This window comes from Mesorhizobium sp. M1E.F.Ca.ET.045.02.1.1 (genome assembly GCF_003952485.1).
Taxonomy (GTDB): domain Bacteria; phylum Pseudomonadota; class Alphaproteobacteria; order Rhizobiales; family Rhizobiaceae; genus Mesorhizobium.
In genome coordinates this window covers 6,778,183-6,795,807 of sequence record NZ_CP034447.1, presented here as the reverse complement: position 1 = coordinate 6,795,807, position 17,625 = coordinate 6,778,183, and the positions used below count along the sequence as shown (strand labels likewise).

Sequence of the window (17,625 nt, the reverse complement as noted above, 5' to 3'; positions counted from 1 at the left end):
TAAGATGAGGGAGCTATGCCGCGGACGTCGAAAGGGGCGCGCCTGGTCTGGCGCGCCGAAAGCAGAAGGGCGGACGGCAGCCTGCGCAACGGAGCCGGCTGGTTCATCCGCGATGGAGCAACCTTCATCAGCGCTTGCGGTAGCACTGGCGACCGCGAACGCGCTGAGAAACGGCTCGCCCAACACATCATCGAAAAATACCGGCCGGCCCGCGAGCGCGGCCGCGATCCGGCCACCGTCCCGATAGCCAACGCCATTAGTGTTTATCTTACCGACGTAGCGCTCTCACACGCCAAGCCAAAGGAAACCGCCGAACGGCTCATCGCCGTGCTAAGGTGGTTCGGCAACACGAAAATCGGCGACATCAATGGCAAGGTCTGTCGTGACTACGCGAAGGCGCACGGCAATGGCGCCGGCGCCAGACGTCAGTTGGAGGATCTGCGCGCGGCGCTGAACAACTATCACCGTGAAGGCTATATAACCTGTGCACCCGCGATCGTGCTGCCAGCGAAGCCTCTACCACGCGACCGTTGGTTGACACGCGATGAAGCAGCCGCGCTGCTTCGCGCCGCATGGCGCATGCGCCAGTCATGGAAGGGCAAGCCAAGCGACCGCCGCACCGCACGCCACGTCGCGCGATTCATCCTGGTTGCTCTGTACACTGGCACCCGGTCGGCCGCGATCTGCGGAGCGGCCATCCGGCCAACAGAGGGTGCCGGATATGTCGACCTCGAACACGGCATTTTCTACCGCCGCGCCGCCCGCCGCAGCGACACGAACAAGCGCCAACCACCGGTCAGGTTGCCTGACCGGCTGCTCGCACATATGCGTCGCTGGGCGGCAACGCCATTGGAGATCAAGACCAAGAACCGCGGGAAGAGCGCAAGCATCGGCCGCATGATCGCGCACGACTACGTCGTAGAGTGGAACGGCAAACCAGTGCAGTCGATCAAGAAAGCCTTCCGCTCGGTGGTCGAGGCAGCCGGGCTCGGCTGGTATGACGACGCGGCAGCACCTGACGGTAGCATACGGCGCGTGTTCCGAACTGACATCACGCCGCACGTCTTGCGCCACACAGCGGCGACCTGGCTGATGCAGCAGGGTACCGACCCGTGGGAGGCCGCGGGCTTTCTTGGCATGACAGTCGAAATGCTGATTGAGACCTATGGGCACCATCACCCCGATTTTCAGGCCAATGCCACCCGGGCGATCGTCTCCAAGTCACCTTCGCGAAGCGTGCCCAAAAACACAGTCAGGAAGCTCGTGGCACAGAAGGAGAACTTTTCCGACTACCCCACAGTTACCCCACAGAATCGCCGGAAATAAACGTGAACGAAGGCTATCTGGCATCATAAGAAATGGCGGAAATCCGGGCTTTTGCTGGCTGGCCTGCTCGTTCGGGACGATGGGGTCGCAGGTTCAAATCCTGCCACTCCGACCAGAACGAAACCTAAAATCCACGTTTTCCGGCGACATTCCAACGGCTTGGCCGGTTTCCGCACTTGGAACATTATCGGAATGTGAGGCGCTGCGAGGTGCCTCACATCTCATGTGGGGCTTTTGCCGTTCTCGGGTTGCTCAGGCGGCCCTGAGATGCAGCCTCTCGCCGATCTATTTCAGGCGGACATGCTCGCCCCGCGCGTCCTTGGCGCCTATGGTGCCAGGAAGGACGGACTTGTCGTCGCACGCACCGGCTCGGAACGAGCGTGGCCGTCACGCCTGATGCCGCCATGATCGATCAGGCGGGCGATCACGGCGCGCCGTGCATGGTACGGCGTCAGCGTGTGGTCGGCATTCGCCAGCGAGACCCTGGTCACGCCACGAATGCTGTCGAGCCGCTCCTCACCCGACCCAAAATGGCGGGCGATCTCCTTCAGGCTCAGGTCGCCTTCCGAGGTCACCAGGAGAACCCGCACGCCTCGGCCGCAAAGGTCGCGCATCCAGCGTTCCACCCGCCGCTGTCCCAATAGAGCGGCCGGATGCAGCATCGACACTGTGGACTTGATCGCCTCCAGCCCGCGCCGGACAATCAGCCGGGCGCTGCGCGAAGCGATCCCGCGCCATGCCGGGGCGTCCGGCTCGCGGCTCTCCTCAATGGCGGCGGCGTTCTGCCCGAGCACGGCCTTGGACGTCTCGTAAGTCTTCCAGACCGCCATCTCCAGCGCGTAGGAACTGTTCCAGGCGAAGCAGAGCGGGTTGATCATGGTCAGCGTCCGCACCCGCCGATCGGCCCGTGCGGTGTGAAAAGCCTGGAATGCGCCGGCGCAGGTGCCGACCAAGCCGACAGTAGGGTAGCCGGCTCGTTCCATCCAGTCGATTGCACGGCCCACATCATGGCGCGTGCGCCCGTCATAGAGGAACAGGCGCCCTTCCTCGGTCGGATCGCTGAGGCCAAGTCCGGGCAGGTCGACGCGCAGCGAAGCTACGCCTTCCGCCGCCAGCTCCCGCACCGCTTCCACCGTGCCACGCGCCCAGCCGACATGCGGCACGCCACCGGCATTTAGGAAGATCACCGGCTCGGCTGCGGCCTGGCGTCCGTGCGGCCGGCAAAGCACGCCGCAGATCATCGGCTCCGGTCCGATCAGGACCGGCTTTTCCGTATAATGCGGACCGTCCAGGGACTCCGACGCATCGTGCGGCATGGCCTTTCCTGCGACCGCTTCGCCTTTATGGTCGGCTATCCAGCCTGCGCAGCGGTCAAGAGCGGCGGCCGGAATCCGGTTAGCGGTCGGGTCGCACATCAAGAGAGGATAGCCATCGAACTCGGCCTCGGCGAAATCCGCAGGGCCCGCCTCGCCGCCACGGATTTCGGCGGCGGCGAGCGGCTTGCCGTTTGTAAGCACCAGCATCGGCAAGGGTGGAAGGCTTGCCGCGGCATGCCGCCAGTCGAGCGCCGAAAGGTCGGCCAGCGTCTCATGCGAAATCCGGAAGCCAGCGGCCTCGCGCCCCTCGGTGAAAACCCCTTCGCCCGCCGAACGGCTGGCCAGCGGCGCGTCGATCATGCGCGACATGGCCGTGATCTCGCGGACATAGGCCTTGCCGGAGGACGGCGGCGCGAGCACCACGAGACCGGCCACGTCGTCTCGTCCGGCCGCCGCCAGCGGCGCCAGCAGAGCGCCAAGCCGGAAGCCGACCAAAATGACGTCCGCCACGCCGCAATCCCGCTTCAGCCGATCGATCGCGGCGCCTATGCTCTGCGTCCACGATCGCACCTGATTGGGCGTTGAATGATCCCCGGCGGCATTGCCGCAGCCGGGATAGTCGAACTGCAGCACCTTCAGACCGTTTTCGGCCACCTTGTCGGCCAGCAGCCTCAGGAAACGCCGGCTGCACAGGTCCTCGTGCCCATGCGCCCCGGCGATGACGACGCCCCGGCCGCGCCGCTCGTTGCCCTTGCCTTCATGAAGCCAGCCGATCGTGTCGGCGAAGACTATCCCCCTCATGCCATGCTCCCAGTGGGCTCCAACGCCCGCATGATCTCTGCCCCGGTTTCTGCCCCGGTTTCCGCCCCGATTTCCGCATTGCCGGCTTGCGGCGCATCGTAGGTTACGTCGCGATCGCCGTTCAGCGCTGTCACGATGCCGGCCGGCGTGGACGAGGCCGGTCCGTCAAGGCCAATTTCCTTCTCCGCACCCGGCATCAGGTGGAAGCCGTTCTCGCGCGGAAGGAACAGCCCATCCTTGATGGCGATGTGATAGGCAGCTCGCCTGCAGGCGAGCCGCAGGCGCCAGCCGTCTTCTCCTCCCCGCACCAACCGCGCCGACAGGCCGACATCGCGTCGCGCGGTCATGGCGCCGGGAAGCACATGAAAGGCTTCGGCCAGGATTTCGCCGTCGCGGCCTTCCAGCCTTGCCACGGTTACCTCGTGACCCGCCGGGCCGAAGCGATAGGCATAAGACAGGTCGAAGAAGGCGCCGAGCAGCGAAAACGCCGACAGAAACTGCGCCCCGCGCGCCTGCACGGTGACCGGCTGGCGCGCCGTCACCACCGGGGTGACGCCATCGCGCAAACAGGCAAGCGACAGCGTCGCCTCGACCGCCTTTGCTCCGTCATTGACGAGATGGACGCCCAGCCCGTTGACGCCCTCGTCGCTCAGCGTCAGCCTGAGCGGCGCGAAGGCGCGTCTCAGCGCATGCCAGACCGATTTCGGCCGTCCGGTGGAATCGACGATGCCCCACCCTGCGCCCGGGCGCAGATCCTTCCAGAAAAACAGCAGCGCACCCGCCGTCGGCGAAGCTGGTCTGCGCCATTCGTCGATCGTGCGCTCAACCACCTCGGCGGTGACGGCGCGTGAGAGGTCGAGGTAGCGCGCGGGATCTTCCATGCGCAGCCGGCGCACATCGACGCCGAACAGCGTCTCCAGATAATGCTCGCGCACGTCCTCGAAATCCCACGACGCACCTGCGTCGCGCGGCACACCGGCCTTCCAGCGCGGATCGTGGCCGGGCGGAACGGGCAGTTGCTCATCCAGCGTCGTCTGTTCCGGCACGTTGGCGAAGGCGAGGCACTCGCTGGCGAAACGCACCTCCGCGCGGCGCGCGTCTTCCAGCGGCCGGCAATAGGCGCCGACGCCATAATAATGCGTCGGGCCGCCATCCGCGGCGAAGGGCAGACTGCCGCCGGAGGGCGACGAGGACACCAGCGCGAGATCGGGCAGGATCGCCTGTGCGGCCGGACGCACGACCGCGTCGAGCCAGGGTGTCGGATCCATCGCCGCCGGCATGCCGAGCATCGCAGCCTGCTGCGCCACCTCGCTGCCGCCGCACAGCACCGCCAGCGACGGCGAATGCCGAAGCCGCTTCAACAGGTTTTCCACCTCGCTCGACAGCGCCGCCCGCCAGGCCTCGCTCTTCGCGGGATAGTCGAAATTGGCGAGCATCAGGTCCTGCCAGACGAGAATGCCCATCTCGTCGCACAGCTCGTGGAACGCATCGCCCTCATAAGCGAAGGTGCCGCCGACCCGCAGCATGTTGACGCCGGCTCGACGCACGAGGTCGAGCTCGAGCTCGATTTCGCCCCGCTCGCATGGCAGCCGCACAGGATCGGACGGCGTCCAGACCGCGCCGCGGCAGAATACCGGCACGCCGTTGACGACGAGGCGGAAGTCGCGTCCGTCGGCGCCGCGATCGATCTCGATACGGCGAAACCCGACCCGGTCGAGCCGGCTGCGCATCGTGCCGATCGTCGCCATCACGTCGTGCAGCGCCGGCTCGCCATGACTGTTCGGCCACCATGGGGCGACATCGGCAATGTCCAGTTCCGCCGTCAGCCGGGTGGGTGTCTCGACCTTGAGGCACGCACGCACTCCAGCGCAGCTGACATGCGCCGTCTGCGCATCGTCGATAGGTTCAGCGAGGGTGATCGCAACGGCAAGATGCCCGGTCGAACCGTCGAGGCTGGCGCGCATGTCGGCATCGAGGATGCGCTGCCCGCCATTTTCGCGGATCAGCTTGACGGGACGCCACGGCCCGACGACATCGAAGGTCGGGCACCAGCCCGGCATGTGTCCGATCAGGGTGGTGCGCACCAACCGCAGCCGCTGATCGTCGATCATGCGAGGACGCCAGCGCGCGCGTGGACCGGTCGCCGTTTCCAGATGGCGGTCGAGACTGCGCAAGACGATGGCGAGCGGCTCGCCGCCTGAAAGGGTCACCGCGGCCTCGTGGCGCTCGAACATCGAGGTCGAGGTAAGCAGCAGCCGGTCGCCAAGCCAGACCTCGGCGACAGTCGCCAGTCCCTCGAACACCAGCCGCGCCGGGCCGGTCGCGTCGAGCCGGCGGCTGTACCAGACATCGCGGTCATGCAGCGGGGTTGGCTGCTTGCGGTCCCAGCGGCCATGCTTTTCCAGCGTGCCCGCCGCCGTGCCGGGACAGGCCGCGTCCAGCCAGTCGGCGTTTGCGTCGATATCATCCGGCGAAGCCCAAGCGCCGGCCGCCGAGACGGCCATCCGCCAACCCCCCTCCAGCAACTCGACAGTGCCGGCGGTCGACACCGTGGCGTCCATTCGCACACCCATGTTCAAATGCGCCTCGCCCGGCCCTACGCCGCCTTGGAGGCGACACCCGCCATGCGGGCGTCCAGCACGTCCATCACCGTTTCGTAGGCCTGCGCCATTGGCGCGATCGCCTCGGCCAAGCCCTCGAAACGCTGCCGCGCCATCGCCCGGGCGAGCTTGAACTGCATGACCTTGGCGCCATCGGCAATGTCGCCGGCGGCTTGCGCCGCCTCCGCCAGGCAGGTTTCGCCGTGCTGCCCCAGCCATTCGAGATGACTGCCGAGAAGTTCGAAATTCGCGCCGACCTGGCGCAGCGTGTTGAAGGCATAGGTATGGAAATAGTCCGGCGACCGCGTCGCCAGCGTTTCAGCGTGGCGGCCGAACGCGGCCGCATAGGCGCCAAGCGGATTGCGCTTCGGCCGCCGCTTCAAGTGATGCGCAAGCAACGCCGCTGCGGTCCCGACCGCGTCACGGGCCGGGCGCGTGGCGTCGAACTTCACGAATTCCGCGTAAGGAAACAGCGGCAGGTCCCCGGCCGACACATCATCCCATTGGCCGAAGATGCCGTCGTAGTCTTCGCCCTCGAGCGCGAAGTAGCCGTCATTGTGGAAGTAGCGCATCCGCCGCCCCTCGGGATCGAGCGCATCGATGCCGCACGTGGTCTTGGAATGGCCGTTGCGATAGGTGATGCCCCTGGTGTCGGGCAGGTAGAAGGCGTCGACCTCGACCAGCGGCAGCCGGCCGAGTTCGATTTGCGCCAGCACATGCGTCTCCAGCCGGTCGAAGACCGCCAGTTCCTGGATGTCCAGCCCGGCCAACTGCTGCAGGTCGGCGGTCGGGAACTTGAAGAAGGTGAACTGATCGCCCTCGAAATCCTGCGCCACGGTGAAACCGAGCGCCGCGACCGGATCGTGGCCGGTCGCGTGCAGTACCTCAATCAGGAGGTCGACATAGCAGTTGGTCTGCGGCCAGCGCCTTTGCGGATCGTGCAGCCAGTGCGGCCGGTAGCTGACCGGATCGAGGCCGGCGATAGCTCCGCGCATGTCACACGCTCCACAGCACGTCGCGGACCGCGGCCGGCCAGGCCTCCGCGTCCGGCCCGTGATGGCGGAACAGCGCCAGCGCCACACGCTCCAGCCCAAAGCCGACGCAGGCCGAGTGGCAGAACTCCCCGTCGGCGAACTTCAGGCCCCAGGTCCGGCCAAAATGGTCCTGGTGATAGTTGAAGCTCAAACAGGCGGTCGGCTTCTCGATGCTGGTCACCGGGATCAGCAGCTCGAATTTCAAGCCCTGGTCGCGCTGATTGTTGGCCATCATCTTGCCGCCGCGGCCGAAGAACGGATCGTTGGCAAGATCGACTTCGCAGGGCAGGTCGAGCTGCTCGATCATCGCCTTGCCGCGCTTCAGCCAGCTTTCGCGGAACGAGCGCACCTGCTCGGCCGTGCCGATCTTGACGAACTCGCGCATGCGAAAGAGCTGCATGCGCGCCGGGTCCTTCGACGGCTCGTGGCGGAAGCAGTACGAGGAGAGCTCGAAAAGCAGGCCCTGCGCCGGCACCGGGCCGCGCGCGGCGATGGTGGGATAGAGCGGATAGCAGGCGGCCGGTGTCAGCGCGACGTCCGTCGCCTTCTGCAGCTCCGTCCAGTCCCCGCCATCCGCTATCATGCCGAGCAGTTGCGCATGCTCCCGCTCGCCGCCCATGAACGAATGCACACAGCCGGCCAGCTGCGGAAAGCTCTTCATATAGCCGCTCTTCTCCAGCGTCGCGCGGCTCATGCCCGGCGGAAAATGAATGCGGGTGGCCTTGTCGGGCGCCCCTAGCCGGGTGACGAGACGCTCGAAGCGCTCGATCACTTCCTCGAATGCGCCCGAACGGCCATAGAGGCCGTCGATGCCGGATTCGAACAGGATGCCGTTCTCGAACAGGCTGTCGAGAAGCGACTTGGAGTCGAATGTCTTGGCGTCCATATCAGCCCCCCAGGCCAGTGTCGAAGCGGCTCATCAGCATGAGCGTCGCGGTATTGGAAAGGATGCGGTCGTTGGAGATCATCACCGGCGCCGAGGTCACATCGCGCAAGTGCCGGCCGACGCTGAACGGGGTGCCGTTCTTGTAGCCAAGGATACCGTTGACCAGCATGGCGAGGCGCACCACGGCGCCCGCCTTCTCGCTGGCCGCGACCTTCAGCGCGTTGATCTCGGCGGCGAAGCCGATCGAAGACAAAGCGTCGTCGTCGCCCTTGGCCGCTTCGAAGCGGTGGATGGCGGCCGTCAGGTGGCCTTTCATCTCCTGTAAAAGCGCGGCCGCCTCGGCCAGCCTCAGCGCGCCCGGCGGCATGGCCTCGGGCTGCTTGCGCGCCGCCGCCTTGACAAATGCCTGCGCCCGATTGAAGGCGTCGGCGGCGATGCCGAACCAGGTCGCCGCCCAGAAGATGTGCGAGCTGGCCAGCATCGACTGCGCCGCGATCTCGGAGAACGGCTTCGGGAATATCTGCGTCGCGTCACCCGTGGCGACCAGATGAAAGCCATCGGAGCAGGTGCCGCGCATGCCGAGCGTGTCCCACACGGACGTGCGTTCCAGCGTGCGGTTGCCATCGACCGGGATGACCACCATCACCTGGTCGGAGCTGGCCGCATCGGGCGCGCGCCGCGCCGTGGCGAGGATGGCGTCGGCGTAGTCGCCATAGGAGATGACGGTGGCTTCCTTGGTCAGCGCGAAACGCCCGCCGGCGACCTCGACCGCGCAGATCGAATTGCGCAAATTGCCGCCGATGCCGGCCTCCGTCGTCGCGGAAGCCATCAGAAGCTGCTCGTCTGCGATGCGCCGCATATAGGCGCGATGCCAGTCGCTGGCGCCGCCGTGAGTGACGAAGCTCGACGTTTTGATCTGGTGCATGGCATAGATCATCGCGCTCGAGCCGCAGGCCTGGCCGAGCTGGACGATGAGGTCGGCGATTTGCATCGTGCCGAGTCCCTCGCCGCCATGCTCGATCGGGATCGCCACGCCGAGCAGGCGCTCGCGCTTCAGCGCCTCGATCGTCTCCGCCGGGAAACGGCCTTCCTTGTCGACGGGATCGGCATGGCTCGCGGCGACCTCGGCGACGCGGCACATGCGTTCAGTTGCGGCTTCCGGCGCCTCCGCGACCGAAGCCGTTTCGATCTTTCTCAACACGTTCATGGCGCTACGCCGCCTTGCGCGTCAATTGCGAAACGGCGTCCGCGATACTGGCCAGCGAAGAGAAGGTCCGCCGCGTCAGCATCGTCTCGGGGAATTCGATGTCGAACTCTTCCTCGAGCGCCAGCATCATCTGCACCGAGGCGAAGGAGGTCAGCCCCGCGTCGTAGAGATTGGCGTCGTCGGCAAGTGCGCCGAAATTCAGCGGAATCATCGGATGCTGCTCGAGCAGCGAGCGAATCTGGTCGATCATGGAGGGCCCCACCCTTGCGTTTGCGTGCTGTGCAGGCGGCAATATCGCAGAGAGAGCGCAACCGTGGCGTTAACGCCGCCGTCCAATTTCAACCATGCCTAAGGATCGGTAACGGACCGCGTACAATTTGTAGCGTTCGGATTCAGATCGGCCTGTATCCGGCGTTTTGACGCGGGCGTGTCCTTTGCACCGACATCACGCCGCACATCTAGCGCCACACCGTCAACCGTCGCCGTAGCTTGTCGGCAAATGGCGTTCGACCAGCGTGCCGGCCTGCCAACCCAGACCGCTAATGAACTCATCCACGCTGCCGTCGTCGATTTCCCTGAACCGGCCTTACTCGATGTCTTGGAACCCGATGCTTGCCACCTCCTTGAGCGCGGCGACCTTTGCTTCCTCTCGCGCTTCGCGCTGCTCGACCAGACGCAAACCTTCGCGCAGCACCTCGCTGGCGTTCTGATAACGCCCGGTCTTCACCAGGTGGGCGATCACCTCTTCATGGTGCTTGGTCAGGACACATTGCGTGTTGGCATCGTGATGTCCGCGTTGCGGCAGCGAGCTTGCCGAAAGTGATTTTGCGGTCGGTGCATGGCGGGTTACGCTGCGTCACCCACGAATAAGGACGATCGGATGAAAACCTTCCTTGCGACAGTCGCAGCATTGGGCCTGTCGATGTCGGGCGCAGCCGCAGAATGCGCGTATCACCAATCAATGGCATCAGCAGCACAGGTCGACACGACCAAAACGGCCAGCGTTGAAAAATCCGACGTGGCGAAGACAACTGACGCGCAGCAGATCAAGAAACCAGCGCCGCCCAAGACGGAATAGCGCCTTACCTGAAACAGTGGAGCGGCGAAAATTCAGACGCCCTCCGCAATATTTAGCATTTGAGGTTGCCGCTAGAAGCCCGTTTCTGCCGGCGCTGGTCGTGTATGACCTGATGAAGGAGCCTTAGTGCCTACGGAATGAAGGAACGCGACAGCCGAGACAGCGGCGAGCGCAGCTTCTCGCTGCAGGCGCGTACCTACGCTCGCCGCCGCGGTGCTGGTCGCGATCGATATTGCCAAGGTGCGCACATGATCCCGGCCGATGCCCCCCTCCAGCGCCGGCCCGCCTCCATCCGATGGCATGCCAGCCGAATCGTCGATGTTCATGTAGGCGATCGATGGCCTGGAATGCCTCTTCTGATCTCGGATCAATTTGCACCAGCAAGAAGCATCGCACGCCTGCCTATGGCCAACCTGACCGAATCGACAACCTGTCCAGGAAAGCCACGCGGTAGTGAGGAGATCACGGTATCAGCCTGCTTTTCCGCGTTTCCGGCAATGTCTTCGAAAATTCGGCGCATGACAGGGGTGCCCACGCCAGCAATGTCAGCGGTCTGTATGAAGTGGCGGGGCACAATCTCATGCACCGAATAGTGCCGGCTTTTGCCGACCGCCATTGCCAACTTGAATTTTTTGCGAGTGATCTGGCCGGCATCAAGGCTGGGCTGCGCGGTCAGCACGTCGTAGAGCGGTGCCATGCGAAACCGGCCGCCTGGACTTAGAAAGATGCTGAAATTCTTGGCGTGGCCGTCGGTCGCCGAGATCAGCCAGAATACGATGCAAGCGCGCAGAAAGACCGCTATGTCGTCTTCCGGCTGGTCACTGCCCTTCAGAAGGTCGATAATCTCCCGCATACCGGGTCCGCCCTCTGACTGGTACTTACGTGTCGGCGGGACCGACAGCGCTTGACACATATCCTCTTGCGGCAGGCGCAGGAGGCGGCCGTCCCTGGCCCAAAGCCGGTCGAAGCGCTCGACGATCAGCGTGCGGCGCTCCCCGAAATCCGCGATCTCCGTCTTGGCGGCAGGAACGCCGAACGCCTCAAGCAGCTTGAGGCACAGATACTCGTTCTCGACGCTATTGGAGAGATCGATGCCGTTGGGCAACCTGCCGATCTGCGGCTTCAGGATGTGGGTGGTGGCAGCCGTGCGGATGGGCTTGAACCAGCGTCCGTCCTTGCGCAACAGCGCCGTCTTTTCCTGGGCGCCGGCGATCGAGATGCGGAAATCCCCATCCTCACCCAGGCCGAGAGGAGCGGCGGTAAGGTTTTCGATTATTCCGGCTATGTCCTTTTTGCTGACTGGCTTGCCATCGCTGCTGCCCGGATTGCCAGGATCAATGCCGTCAGGCAGGAACTGCAGCGCACCGACGCAATCGTGGCCCAGCACGGCGAGCAGGCTGTGGGCATCGGTGCCAGCCGCGCCGACGCGTTCGGCAACCCGCTTGCGGATGGCTTCATTGTCAGGAAGCAGGTTGTCGAAGACGTTGATCACAGGCGCGCCAATATAGCGGTCCTCCCGCAAAGGAAGTGAGAGCGAAACCGGGAAGGTACCGTGCCAGTCCAGCCATTCGCGGGCGTATTGGAAGTCCACGGCGCCGTTTGATTGCCTGCGCAACACGCCCACGAGACGCCCGTTCAGGAAGACATTAAGCGGTGTGTGAGCCGGCCGCCTCGCCATCAGAACAAGTCTTCGATCTCGGTGGCGCTGCTTTTGCTGCGCGGGCGAACGACGAGTTCGAGGTCGAGGGCGGAGAGAGCGGCCATCAACGTGCTGAGCCGCACCGCTGGCTCGCCGGCTTCAAGGCGGGACACGGTGGCCTGGCGCAGGTGGATTTGATTGCCAAGCGTCTCTTGCGTGAGGTCGGCCTGCCGGCGGGCGCGACGCAGGATGGCGCCGAGTTGCTTCTCGTTGCGAGCGATCTGGTCGGTCATGACAAGCCTCCAGAGGGCCATATACGCATTCGCGTATTTCTTGTCAATATACGTAATCACGTATGGAAGCAGCTTATACGCAAATGCGTATGATATGACAATATACGCGGTCGCGTATGGAATCCCCAACCTCATGGAAAGGCTGTACGCGCGAGCGCCGTCCTTCTCCTGTATTTACACGCCACGCTACTACGCCTCGATAAACCTGTTGCAGCAGCTAAGAATACCGTTCTCTTAATCATCCCCGACCGGGGACCGCCTGCATTGTTCCCGACCGAAACGGGGACAAAATGGCAGCTTTGCACAACAACACCGAACGACGCGCGCGCAGTTCGCGCATGCTGCGCACCGCGCTCGGTCAAGCCATCAGCCGGTTCCTCGACGATCCGGCAATCGTCGAAGTGATGTTGAACCCGGACGGCCGAATCTGGGTGGATCGGCTTTCGGAGGGTCTGGCTGACACGGGCCAGATGCTGCCGGCCGCGGATGGCGAGCGCATTGTGCGTCTGGTCGCTCACCATGTTGGCGCCGAGGTGCATACCCGTTCCCCGCGCGTCTCGGCTGAGTTGCCGGAAACCGGCGAACGCTTCGAGGGGCTGCTTCCGCCCGTCGTTTCAGCGCCCGCCTTCGCGATCCGCAAGCCGGCAGTCGCTGTATTCACGCTCGAGGACTATGTCGCGGCGGGCATAATGAGCGCCGGCCAGAAGGCCACGTTGCGCGCCGCAGTAGTAGGCCGCGCGAACATCCTTGTGGCGGGCGGCACCTCCACCGGCAAGACGACGCTGACCAATGCCCTGCTCGCCGAAGTGGCGAAGGGGTCGGATCGCGTCGTCATCATCGAGGACACGCGCGAACTGCAATGCTCCGCGCCCAACATGGTCGCCATGCGCACCAAGGATGGCGTCGCATCGCTCGCCGACCTGGTCCGCTCCTCGCTCCGCCTTCGTCCTGACCGCATCCCCATTGGCGAGGTGCGAGGCTCGGAGGCGCTTGACCTTCTGAAGGCTTGGGGCACCGGACATCCCGGCGGCATCGGCACCATCCACGCCGGCTCCGGCATCGGCGCCCTGCGGCGTCTCGAGCAACTCATCCAGGAAGCCGTCGTCACCGTTCCGCGCGCCCTGATAGCCGAAACCATAGACATGGTCGCCGTTCTATCCGGACGCGGTTCTGCGCGCCGGCTCACCGAGCTCACCCGGGTCGAAGGACTTGGTCCCGACGGCGACTATCGCACTTCCCAAGCCAGCCAGAACAATGAAGGAGACAATTCATGATCCGCGCTCACTCGCGAGGCTACCGGCGTATCGCCGCTTCAGGCACGACGCTCTTCATCAGTCTCATGGCCGCCTCGGCCGCCAATGCCGCCGGATCGTCAATGCCGTGGGAGCAGCCGCTGGAGAAGATCCTCCAGTCGATCGAAGGTCCGGTCTCCAAGATCATTGCCGTGATCATCATCATAGTGACCGGACTGACGCTCGCCTTCGGCGATACTTCCGGAGGTTTTCGGCGACTGATCCAGATCGTCTTTGGCCTCTCGATCGCCTTCGCGGCGTCCAGCTTTTTTCTGTCGTTCTTCTCGTTTGGCGGCGGAGCGCTGATCTGATGGCGACCGCTTTCGAACAGATCGACGCGGTGCCGGGATATGTGGTCTCCGTTCACAGAGCTCTGACCGAGCACATCCTGCTCGCCGGCGCGCCGCGTTCGATAGCGATCATGAACGGCACCCTCGCAGGCGCGGTCGGCCTCGGCCTGCGGCTCTGGCTGGTCGGTCTCCTTCTCTGGGCGCTCGGACACTTCACGGCGGTGTGGGCCGCAAAGCGCGATCCCCTGTTCGTTGAAGTCGTCCGGAGACATCTGCGCCTTCCCGGCCACCTGTCGGTTTGAGGGCGCGGCCATGATGAATCTTGCTGAGTTTCGCCGGGACGCCAACCGTCTGGCCGACTACCTGCCTTGGGCTGCGCTCGCGGCGCCTGGCGTGGTGTTGAACAAGGATGGGAGCTTTCAGCGCACCGCAAGGTTTCGCGGTCCGGACCTGGATTCCGCCGTGGCGGCAGAACTGGTGGCGGTCGCCTCGCGCATCAACAACGCCTTCCGTCGTCTCGGCTCGGGTTGGAGCATTTTCGTCGAGGCGCAGCGCCATGAGGCGGCGACCTATCCCGACAGCCAATTTCCCGATCCCGCCTCCGGCCTGGTCGACGCCGAGCGCAAAGCCGACTTCGAGGAGGACGGCATCCACTTCATATCGAGCTACTTCCTCACCTTCCTCTACCTGCCGCCGGCCGAGGATGCGGCGCGGGCGGAGACCTGGCTCTACGAGGGACGCGAACAGTCCGGCGTGGATCCTCATGAGATCCTGCGCGCGTTTGTCGACCGCACGGATCGCGTTCTCTCTCTTCTCGACGGCTTCATGCCGGAATGCCAGTGGCTCGACGATGCCGAGACGCTGACCTACCTGCATTCGACTGTCTCGACGAAACGCCATGGGGTGCGCGTCCCGGAGACCCCGATCTATCTCGATGCGCTGCTGGCGGAGCAGCCGTTGACTGCCGGGCTCGAGCCACGCCTTGGCGACCAGCATCTACGCGTTCTCACCATTGTCGGCTTTCCGACCGCAACGACGCCAGGCCTGCTCGACGATCTGAACCGGCTCGCTTTCCCGTATCGCTGGGCGACGCGCGCGATCCTGCTCGACAAGCCCGACGCTACCAGGCTGCTGACGAAGATCCGGCGGCAATGGTTTGCCAAAAGGAAAAGCATCGCCGCGATCCTGAAGGAAGTCATGACGAACGAGGCGTCCGTGCTTCTGGACACGGACGCCGCCAACCAGGCCGCGGACGCCGATATCGCATTGCAGGAACTCGGCGCTGACGTTTCGGGCATGGCCTACGTCACCGCGACCATCACGGTCTGGGACGCCGATCCGCATTTGGCGCAAGAGAAGCTGCGCCTTGTCGAGAAAGTCATCCAGGGTCGCGACTTCAGCGCCATGCTGGAAACGGTCAATGCTGTCGATGCATGGCTTGGCTCATTGCCCGGACATGCCTACGCCAATGTCCGCCAGCCGCCCATCTCGACACTCAATCTCGCCCACATGATCCCCCTCTCTGCCGTGTGGGCGGGGCCGGAACGGGACGAGCACCTTGGTAGTCCTCCCTTGCTATATGGCAAGACCGAGGGCTCGACCCCGTTCCGGTTGTCCTTGCATGTCGGCGACGTCGGCCACACCTTAGTGGTCGGACCCACCGGCGCTGGCAAGTCCGTGCTGCTTGCGCTGATGGCGCTGCAGTTCCGACGCTATCTGCACAGCCAAGTCTTCGCCTTCGACTTCGGGGGCTCGATCCGCGCCGCGGCGCTCGCCATGCGCGGGGACTGGCACGATCTCGGGGGCGGCTTAACCGAGGGCAGCGATACCTCCGTCTCGCTCCAGCCTCTTGCCCGCATACACGATACTTATGAACGCGCGTGGGCGGCCGACTGGATCGTTTCGATCCTTGCGCGTGAAGGGATCCCGATCAACCCGGAGGCCAGGGAGCATATCTGGACCGCTCTGACATCGCTTGCCTCAGCGCCGGTCGACGAGCGCACCATCACTGGCCTCAGCGTGCTCTTGCAGGCGAACGACTTGAAAAAGGCTCTGCGGCCATATTGCGTTGGAGGCCCATACGGGCGGCTGCTAGATTCTGAAGCCGAGCATCTCGGCGCGGCATCCGTGCAAGCCTTCGAGATCGAGGGTCTTGTCGGCACCGGAGCAGCACCTGCTGTTCTGTCCTACCTGTTCCACCGCATAGGCGACCGGCTCGATGGACGGCCGACTCTTCTGATCATTGACGAGGGCTGGCTCGCGCTTGATGACGAAGGTTTTGCCGGCCAGTTGCGCGAGTGGCTGAAGACGCTGCGCAAGAAGAACGCCAGCGTCGTCTTTGCCACCCAGTCATTGTCCGACATCGACAACTCCGGCATCGCGCCGGCGATTATCGAAAGCTGCCCAACCCGGCTGCTGCTGCCCAACGAACGCGCCGTCGAACCGCAGATAACGGCGATCTACCGCCGCTTCGGCCTCAGCGACCGCCAGATCGAGATTCTGGCGCGCGCAACGCCCAAGCGCGACTACTATTGCCAGTCGCGGCGCGGCAACCGCTTGTTCGAGCTTGCCCTGTCCGAGGTCGGTCTCGCGCTCTGCACCGCTTCGTCCAAGACCGACCAGGCTCTCATCGCCAGTGTTGCCGCCGAGAATGGCCGCGACGGTTTCCTCGCGGCCTGGCTGCGCGCCAGAAACGTAGCCTGGGCCGCCGACCTCATCTCCGCCCCGCAAATCTCTGCCCCGCAACCCGAAAAGGAGCCCCAATCATGATTACCCGTCACGCCCGCGCACGCGCCCTTACGCTGGCCGCGGCCATGCTCGCCTTGCCCCTCTCGGTATCGCCCATCGTTGTCAGGCCGGCGCACGCCTTCATCGTGTTTGATCCATCGAACTATGCCCAGAATGTGCTGACGGCTGCCAGATCGCTCCAGCAGGTCACCAACCAGATCACCTCGCTGCAGAACGAAGCGCAGATGCTGATCAATCAGGCCCGCAATCTGGCGAGCCTGCCCTTCTCCTCGCTCAAGCAATTGCAGCAATCGGTGCAGCGCACCCAGCAACTGCTCAACCAGGCGCAGAACATCGCCTTCGACGTCCAGCAGGTCGACAAGATCTTCCAGCAGCAATACGGCAGCGTGTCCCTGTCCACGTCCGATCAGCAACTCGTCGCTGATGCGCGCTCGCGCTGGCAAAACACGGTCGGAGGTCTTCAGGACGCCATGCGCGTCCAGGCGGGTGCCGTCACAAACATCGAGACCGGTCGCGCGCAGATGTCGGCACTGGTCGGCGCCAGCCAATCGGCGACCGGAGCGCTGCAGGCCACGCAAGCCGGCAACCAGCTTCTTGCGCTTCAGGGCCAACAGCTTGCTGACCTGACCGCCGTTGTCGCCGCCAATGGTCGCGCCCAGGCGCTGACCGAAGCCGAACGTGCTGCCGCGGCCGAACAGGGTCGCGAGCAACGCCGACGCTTCCTGACTGCGGGCTCCAGCTATCAGGCCAGCAACGTCCACATGTTCAATCACTGAGGGTCATCGCCATGGACGGCAAGACCCTCGCTCGTATCGTGGCTGTCATCTTCGCAGCGGTCGCCGTCACGGCGACCGCACTCGAGATGAGCCGGAAGGAGAACAAGTCGGCGGGGCAGGGCTCACGCACGCCAGCGGGCTCAATGCCTAACCCGCTTCGTGACAGTCTGCGCCGTTGCCAGGTTCTCGGCGAGGCTGCTTTGCGTAACGATGGGTGTGCGCACCTGTGGGCCGAACAGCGCGACCGTTTCCTTGGCCTCGAAAAGCCGACCGCCAGCTCGACCCGCGAGCCGGCCATCCAGCAGTCGCCTGATGCGGCCACACCGGAGGCCCGATAGG

Annotated in this window: 16 protein-coding genes and 1 pseudogene; 8 read left to right on the top strand and 9 right to left on the bottom strand. The window is 64.5% G+C overall.

Annotation, left to right across the window (positions count from 1 at the left end):
• Positions 1-15 precede the first annotated feature (15 nt).
• Complete coding sequence (locus tag EJ070_RS33340) at positions 16-1,326, top strand: tyrosine-type recombinase/integrase (RefSeq protein ID WP_126095131.1); 1,311 nt, start codon at positions 16-18, stop codon at positions 1,324-1,326.
• Between the two features lie 326 nt (positions 1,327-1,652).
• Here EJ070_RS33340 and EJ070_RS33335 read toward each other — a convergent pair whose 3' ends face one another.
• The 7 genes and pseudogenes from EJ070_RS33335 to EJ070_RS37315 all read right to left on the bottom strand — a co-directional run bounded on the left by EJ070_RS33335 (position 1,653) and on the right by EJ070_RS37315 (position 9,953).
• Positions 1,653-3,443, bottom strand: a complete 1,791-nt coding sequence (locus tag EJ070_RS33335) for an alpha/beta fold hydrolase (RefSeq protein WP_126095130.1) — start codon at positions 3,441-3,443, stop codon at positions 1,653-1,655.
• Positions 3,440-6,016: a glycoside hydrolase family 2 protein gene (locus tag EJ070_RS33330; protein ID WP_245464756.1), complete on the bottom strand. Its 2,577-nt coding sequence runs from the start codon at positions 6,014-6,016 to the stop codon at positions 3,440-3,442. The genes EJ070_RS33335 and EJ070_RS33330 overlap by 4 nt, the downstream gene beginning before the upstream one ends.
• A 23-nt stretch (positions 6,017-6,039) precedes the next feature.
• Complete coding sequence (locus EJ070_RS33325; protein WP_126095129.1) at positions 6,040-7,038, bottom strand: DUF1839 family protein; 999 nt, start codon at positions 7,036-7,038, stop codon at positions 6,040-6,042.
• Between the two features lies 1 nt (position 7,039).
• Positions 7,040-7,963, bottom strand: a complete 924-nt coding sequence (locus tag EJ070_RS33320; protein WP_126095128.1) for an amino acid--[acyl-carrier-protein] ligase — start codon at positions 7,961-7,963, stop codon at positions 7,040-7,042.
• A 1-nt stretch (position 7,964) separates the two neighbouring features.
• Positions 7,965-9,104, bottom strand: coding sequence for an acyl-CoA dehydrogenase family protein (locus tag EJ070_RS33315; protein WP_245464979.1), 1,140 nt, complete (start codon positions 9,102-9,104; stop codon positions 7,965-7,967).
• Between the two features lie 70 nt (positions 9,105-9,174).
• Positions 9,175-9,420, bottom strand: coding sequence for an acyl carrier protein (locus tag EJ070_RS33310; RefSeq protein ID WP_066997751.1), 246 nt, complete (start codon positions 9,418-9,420; stop codon positions 9,175-9,177).
• A gap of 222 nt (positions 9,421-9,642) precedes the next feature.
• Positions 9,643-9,953 (bottom strand): annotated as a pseudogene (locus tag EJ070_RS37315) (type II toxin-antitoxin system ParD family antitoxin).
• Between the two features lie 97 nt (positions 9,954-10,050).
• Between EJ070_RS37315 and EJ070_RS33300 the strand changes: the two are divergent.
• Positions 10,051-10,248 (top strand): DUF680 domain-containing protein, encoded by a 198-nt coding sequence (locus EJ070_RS33300; RefSeq protein ID WP_027164757.1) that lies wholly within the window; start codon positions 10,051-10,053, stop codon positions 10,246-10,248.
• Between the two features lie 367 nt (positions 10,249-10,615).
• On the opposite strand, the gene EJ070_RS33295 is transcribed toward EJ070_RS33300, so the two are convergent.
• Both EJ070_RS33295 and EJ070_RS33290 read right to left on the bottom strand, forming a co-directional pair.
• A complete protein-coding gene (locus EJ070_RS33295) occupies positions 10,616-11,926 on the bottom strand; it encodes a type II toxin-antitoxin system HipA family toxin (protein ID WP_126095126.1) in 1,311 nt (436 codons plus the stop codon).
• Complete coding sequence (locus EJ070_RS33290) at positions 11,926-12,180, bottom strand: helix-turn-helix transcriptional regulator (protein WP_126095125.1); 255 nt, start codon at positions 12,178-12,180, stop codon at positions 11,926-11,928. Before EJ070_RS33290 ends, EJ070_RS33295 begins: the two co-directional genes overlap by 1 nt.
• Before the next feature lie 290 nt (positions 12,181-12,470).
• Between EJ070_RS33290 and trbB the strand changes: the two genes are divergently transcribed.
• From trbB to trbK-alt, 6 genes are read left to right on the top strand one after another with little or no spacing between them, the layout of a single operon-like run.
• A complete protein-coding gene (trbB, locus tag EJ070_RS33285) occupies positions 12,471-13,454 on the top strand; it encodes a P-type conjugative transfer ATPase TrbB (protein WP_126095124.1) in 984 nt (327 codons plus the stop codon).
• The gene (locus EJ070_RS33280; protein ID WP_126095123.1) at positions 13,451-13,783 is read left to right on the top strand and encodes a TrbC/VirB2 family protein; all 333 of its coding nucleotides are present in this window, start codon (positions 13,451-13,453) and stop codon (positions 13,781-13,783) included. The genes trbB and EJ070_RS33280 overlap by 4 nt, the downstream gene beginning before the upstream one ends.
• Positions 13,783-14,064, top strand: a complete 282-nt coding sequence (locus tag EJ070_RS33275; protein ID WP_126095122.1) for a VirB3 family type IV secretion system protein — start codon at positions 13,783-13,785, stop codon at positions 14,062-14,064. Before EJ070_RS33280 ends, EJ070_RS33275 begins: the two co-directional genes overlap by 1 nt.
• Before the next feature lie 10 nt (positions 14,065-14,074).
• Complete coding sequence (gene trbE / locus EJ070_RS33270; protein ID WP_126095121.1) at positions 14,075-16,531, top strand: conjugal transfer protein TrbE; 2,457 nt, start codon at positions 14,075-14,077, stop codon at positions 16,529-16,531.
• A complete protein-coding gene (gene trbJ, locus EJ070_RS33265) occupies positions 16,528-17,286 on the top strand; it encodes a P-type conjugative transfer protein TrbJ (protein ID WP_126095120.1) in 759 nt (252 codons plus the stop codon). The genes trbE and trbJ overlap by 4 nt, the downstream gene beginning before the upstream one ends.
• Before the next feature lie 11 nt (positions 17,287-17,297).
• Positions 17,298-17,624 carry a putative entry exclusion protein TrbK-alt gene (trbK-alt, locus tag EJ070_RS33260; RefSeq protein WP_126095119.1) on the top strand — a complete coding sequence of 109 codons (327 nt, stop codon included), beginning with the start codon at positions 17,298-17,300 and terminating at the stop codon, positions 17,622-17,624.
• The last annotated feature ends 1 nt before the right edge of the window (position 17,625 follow it).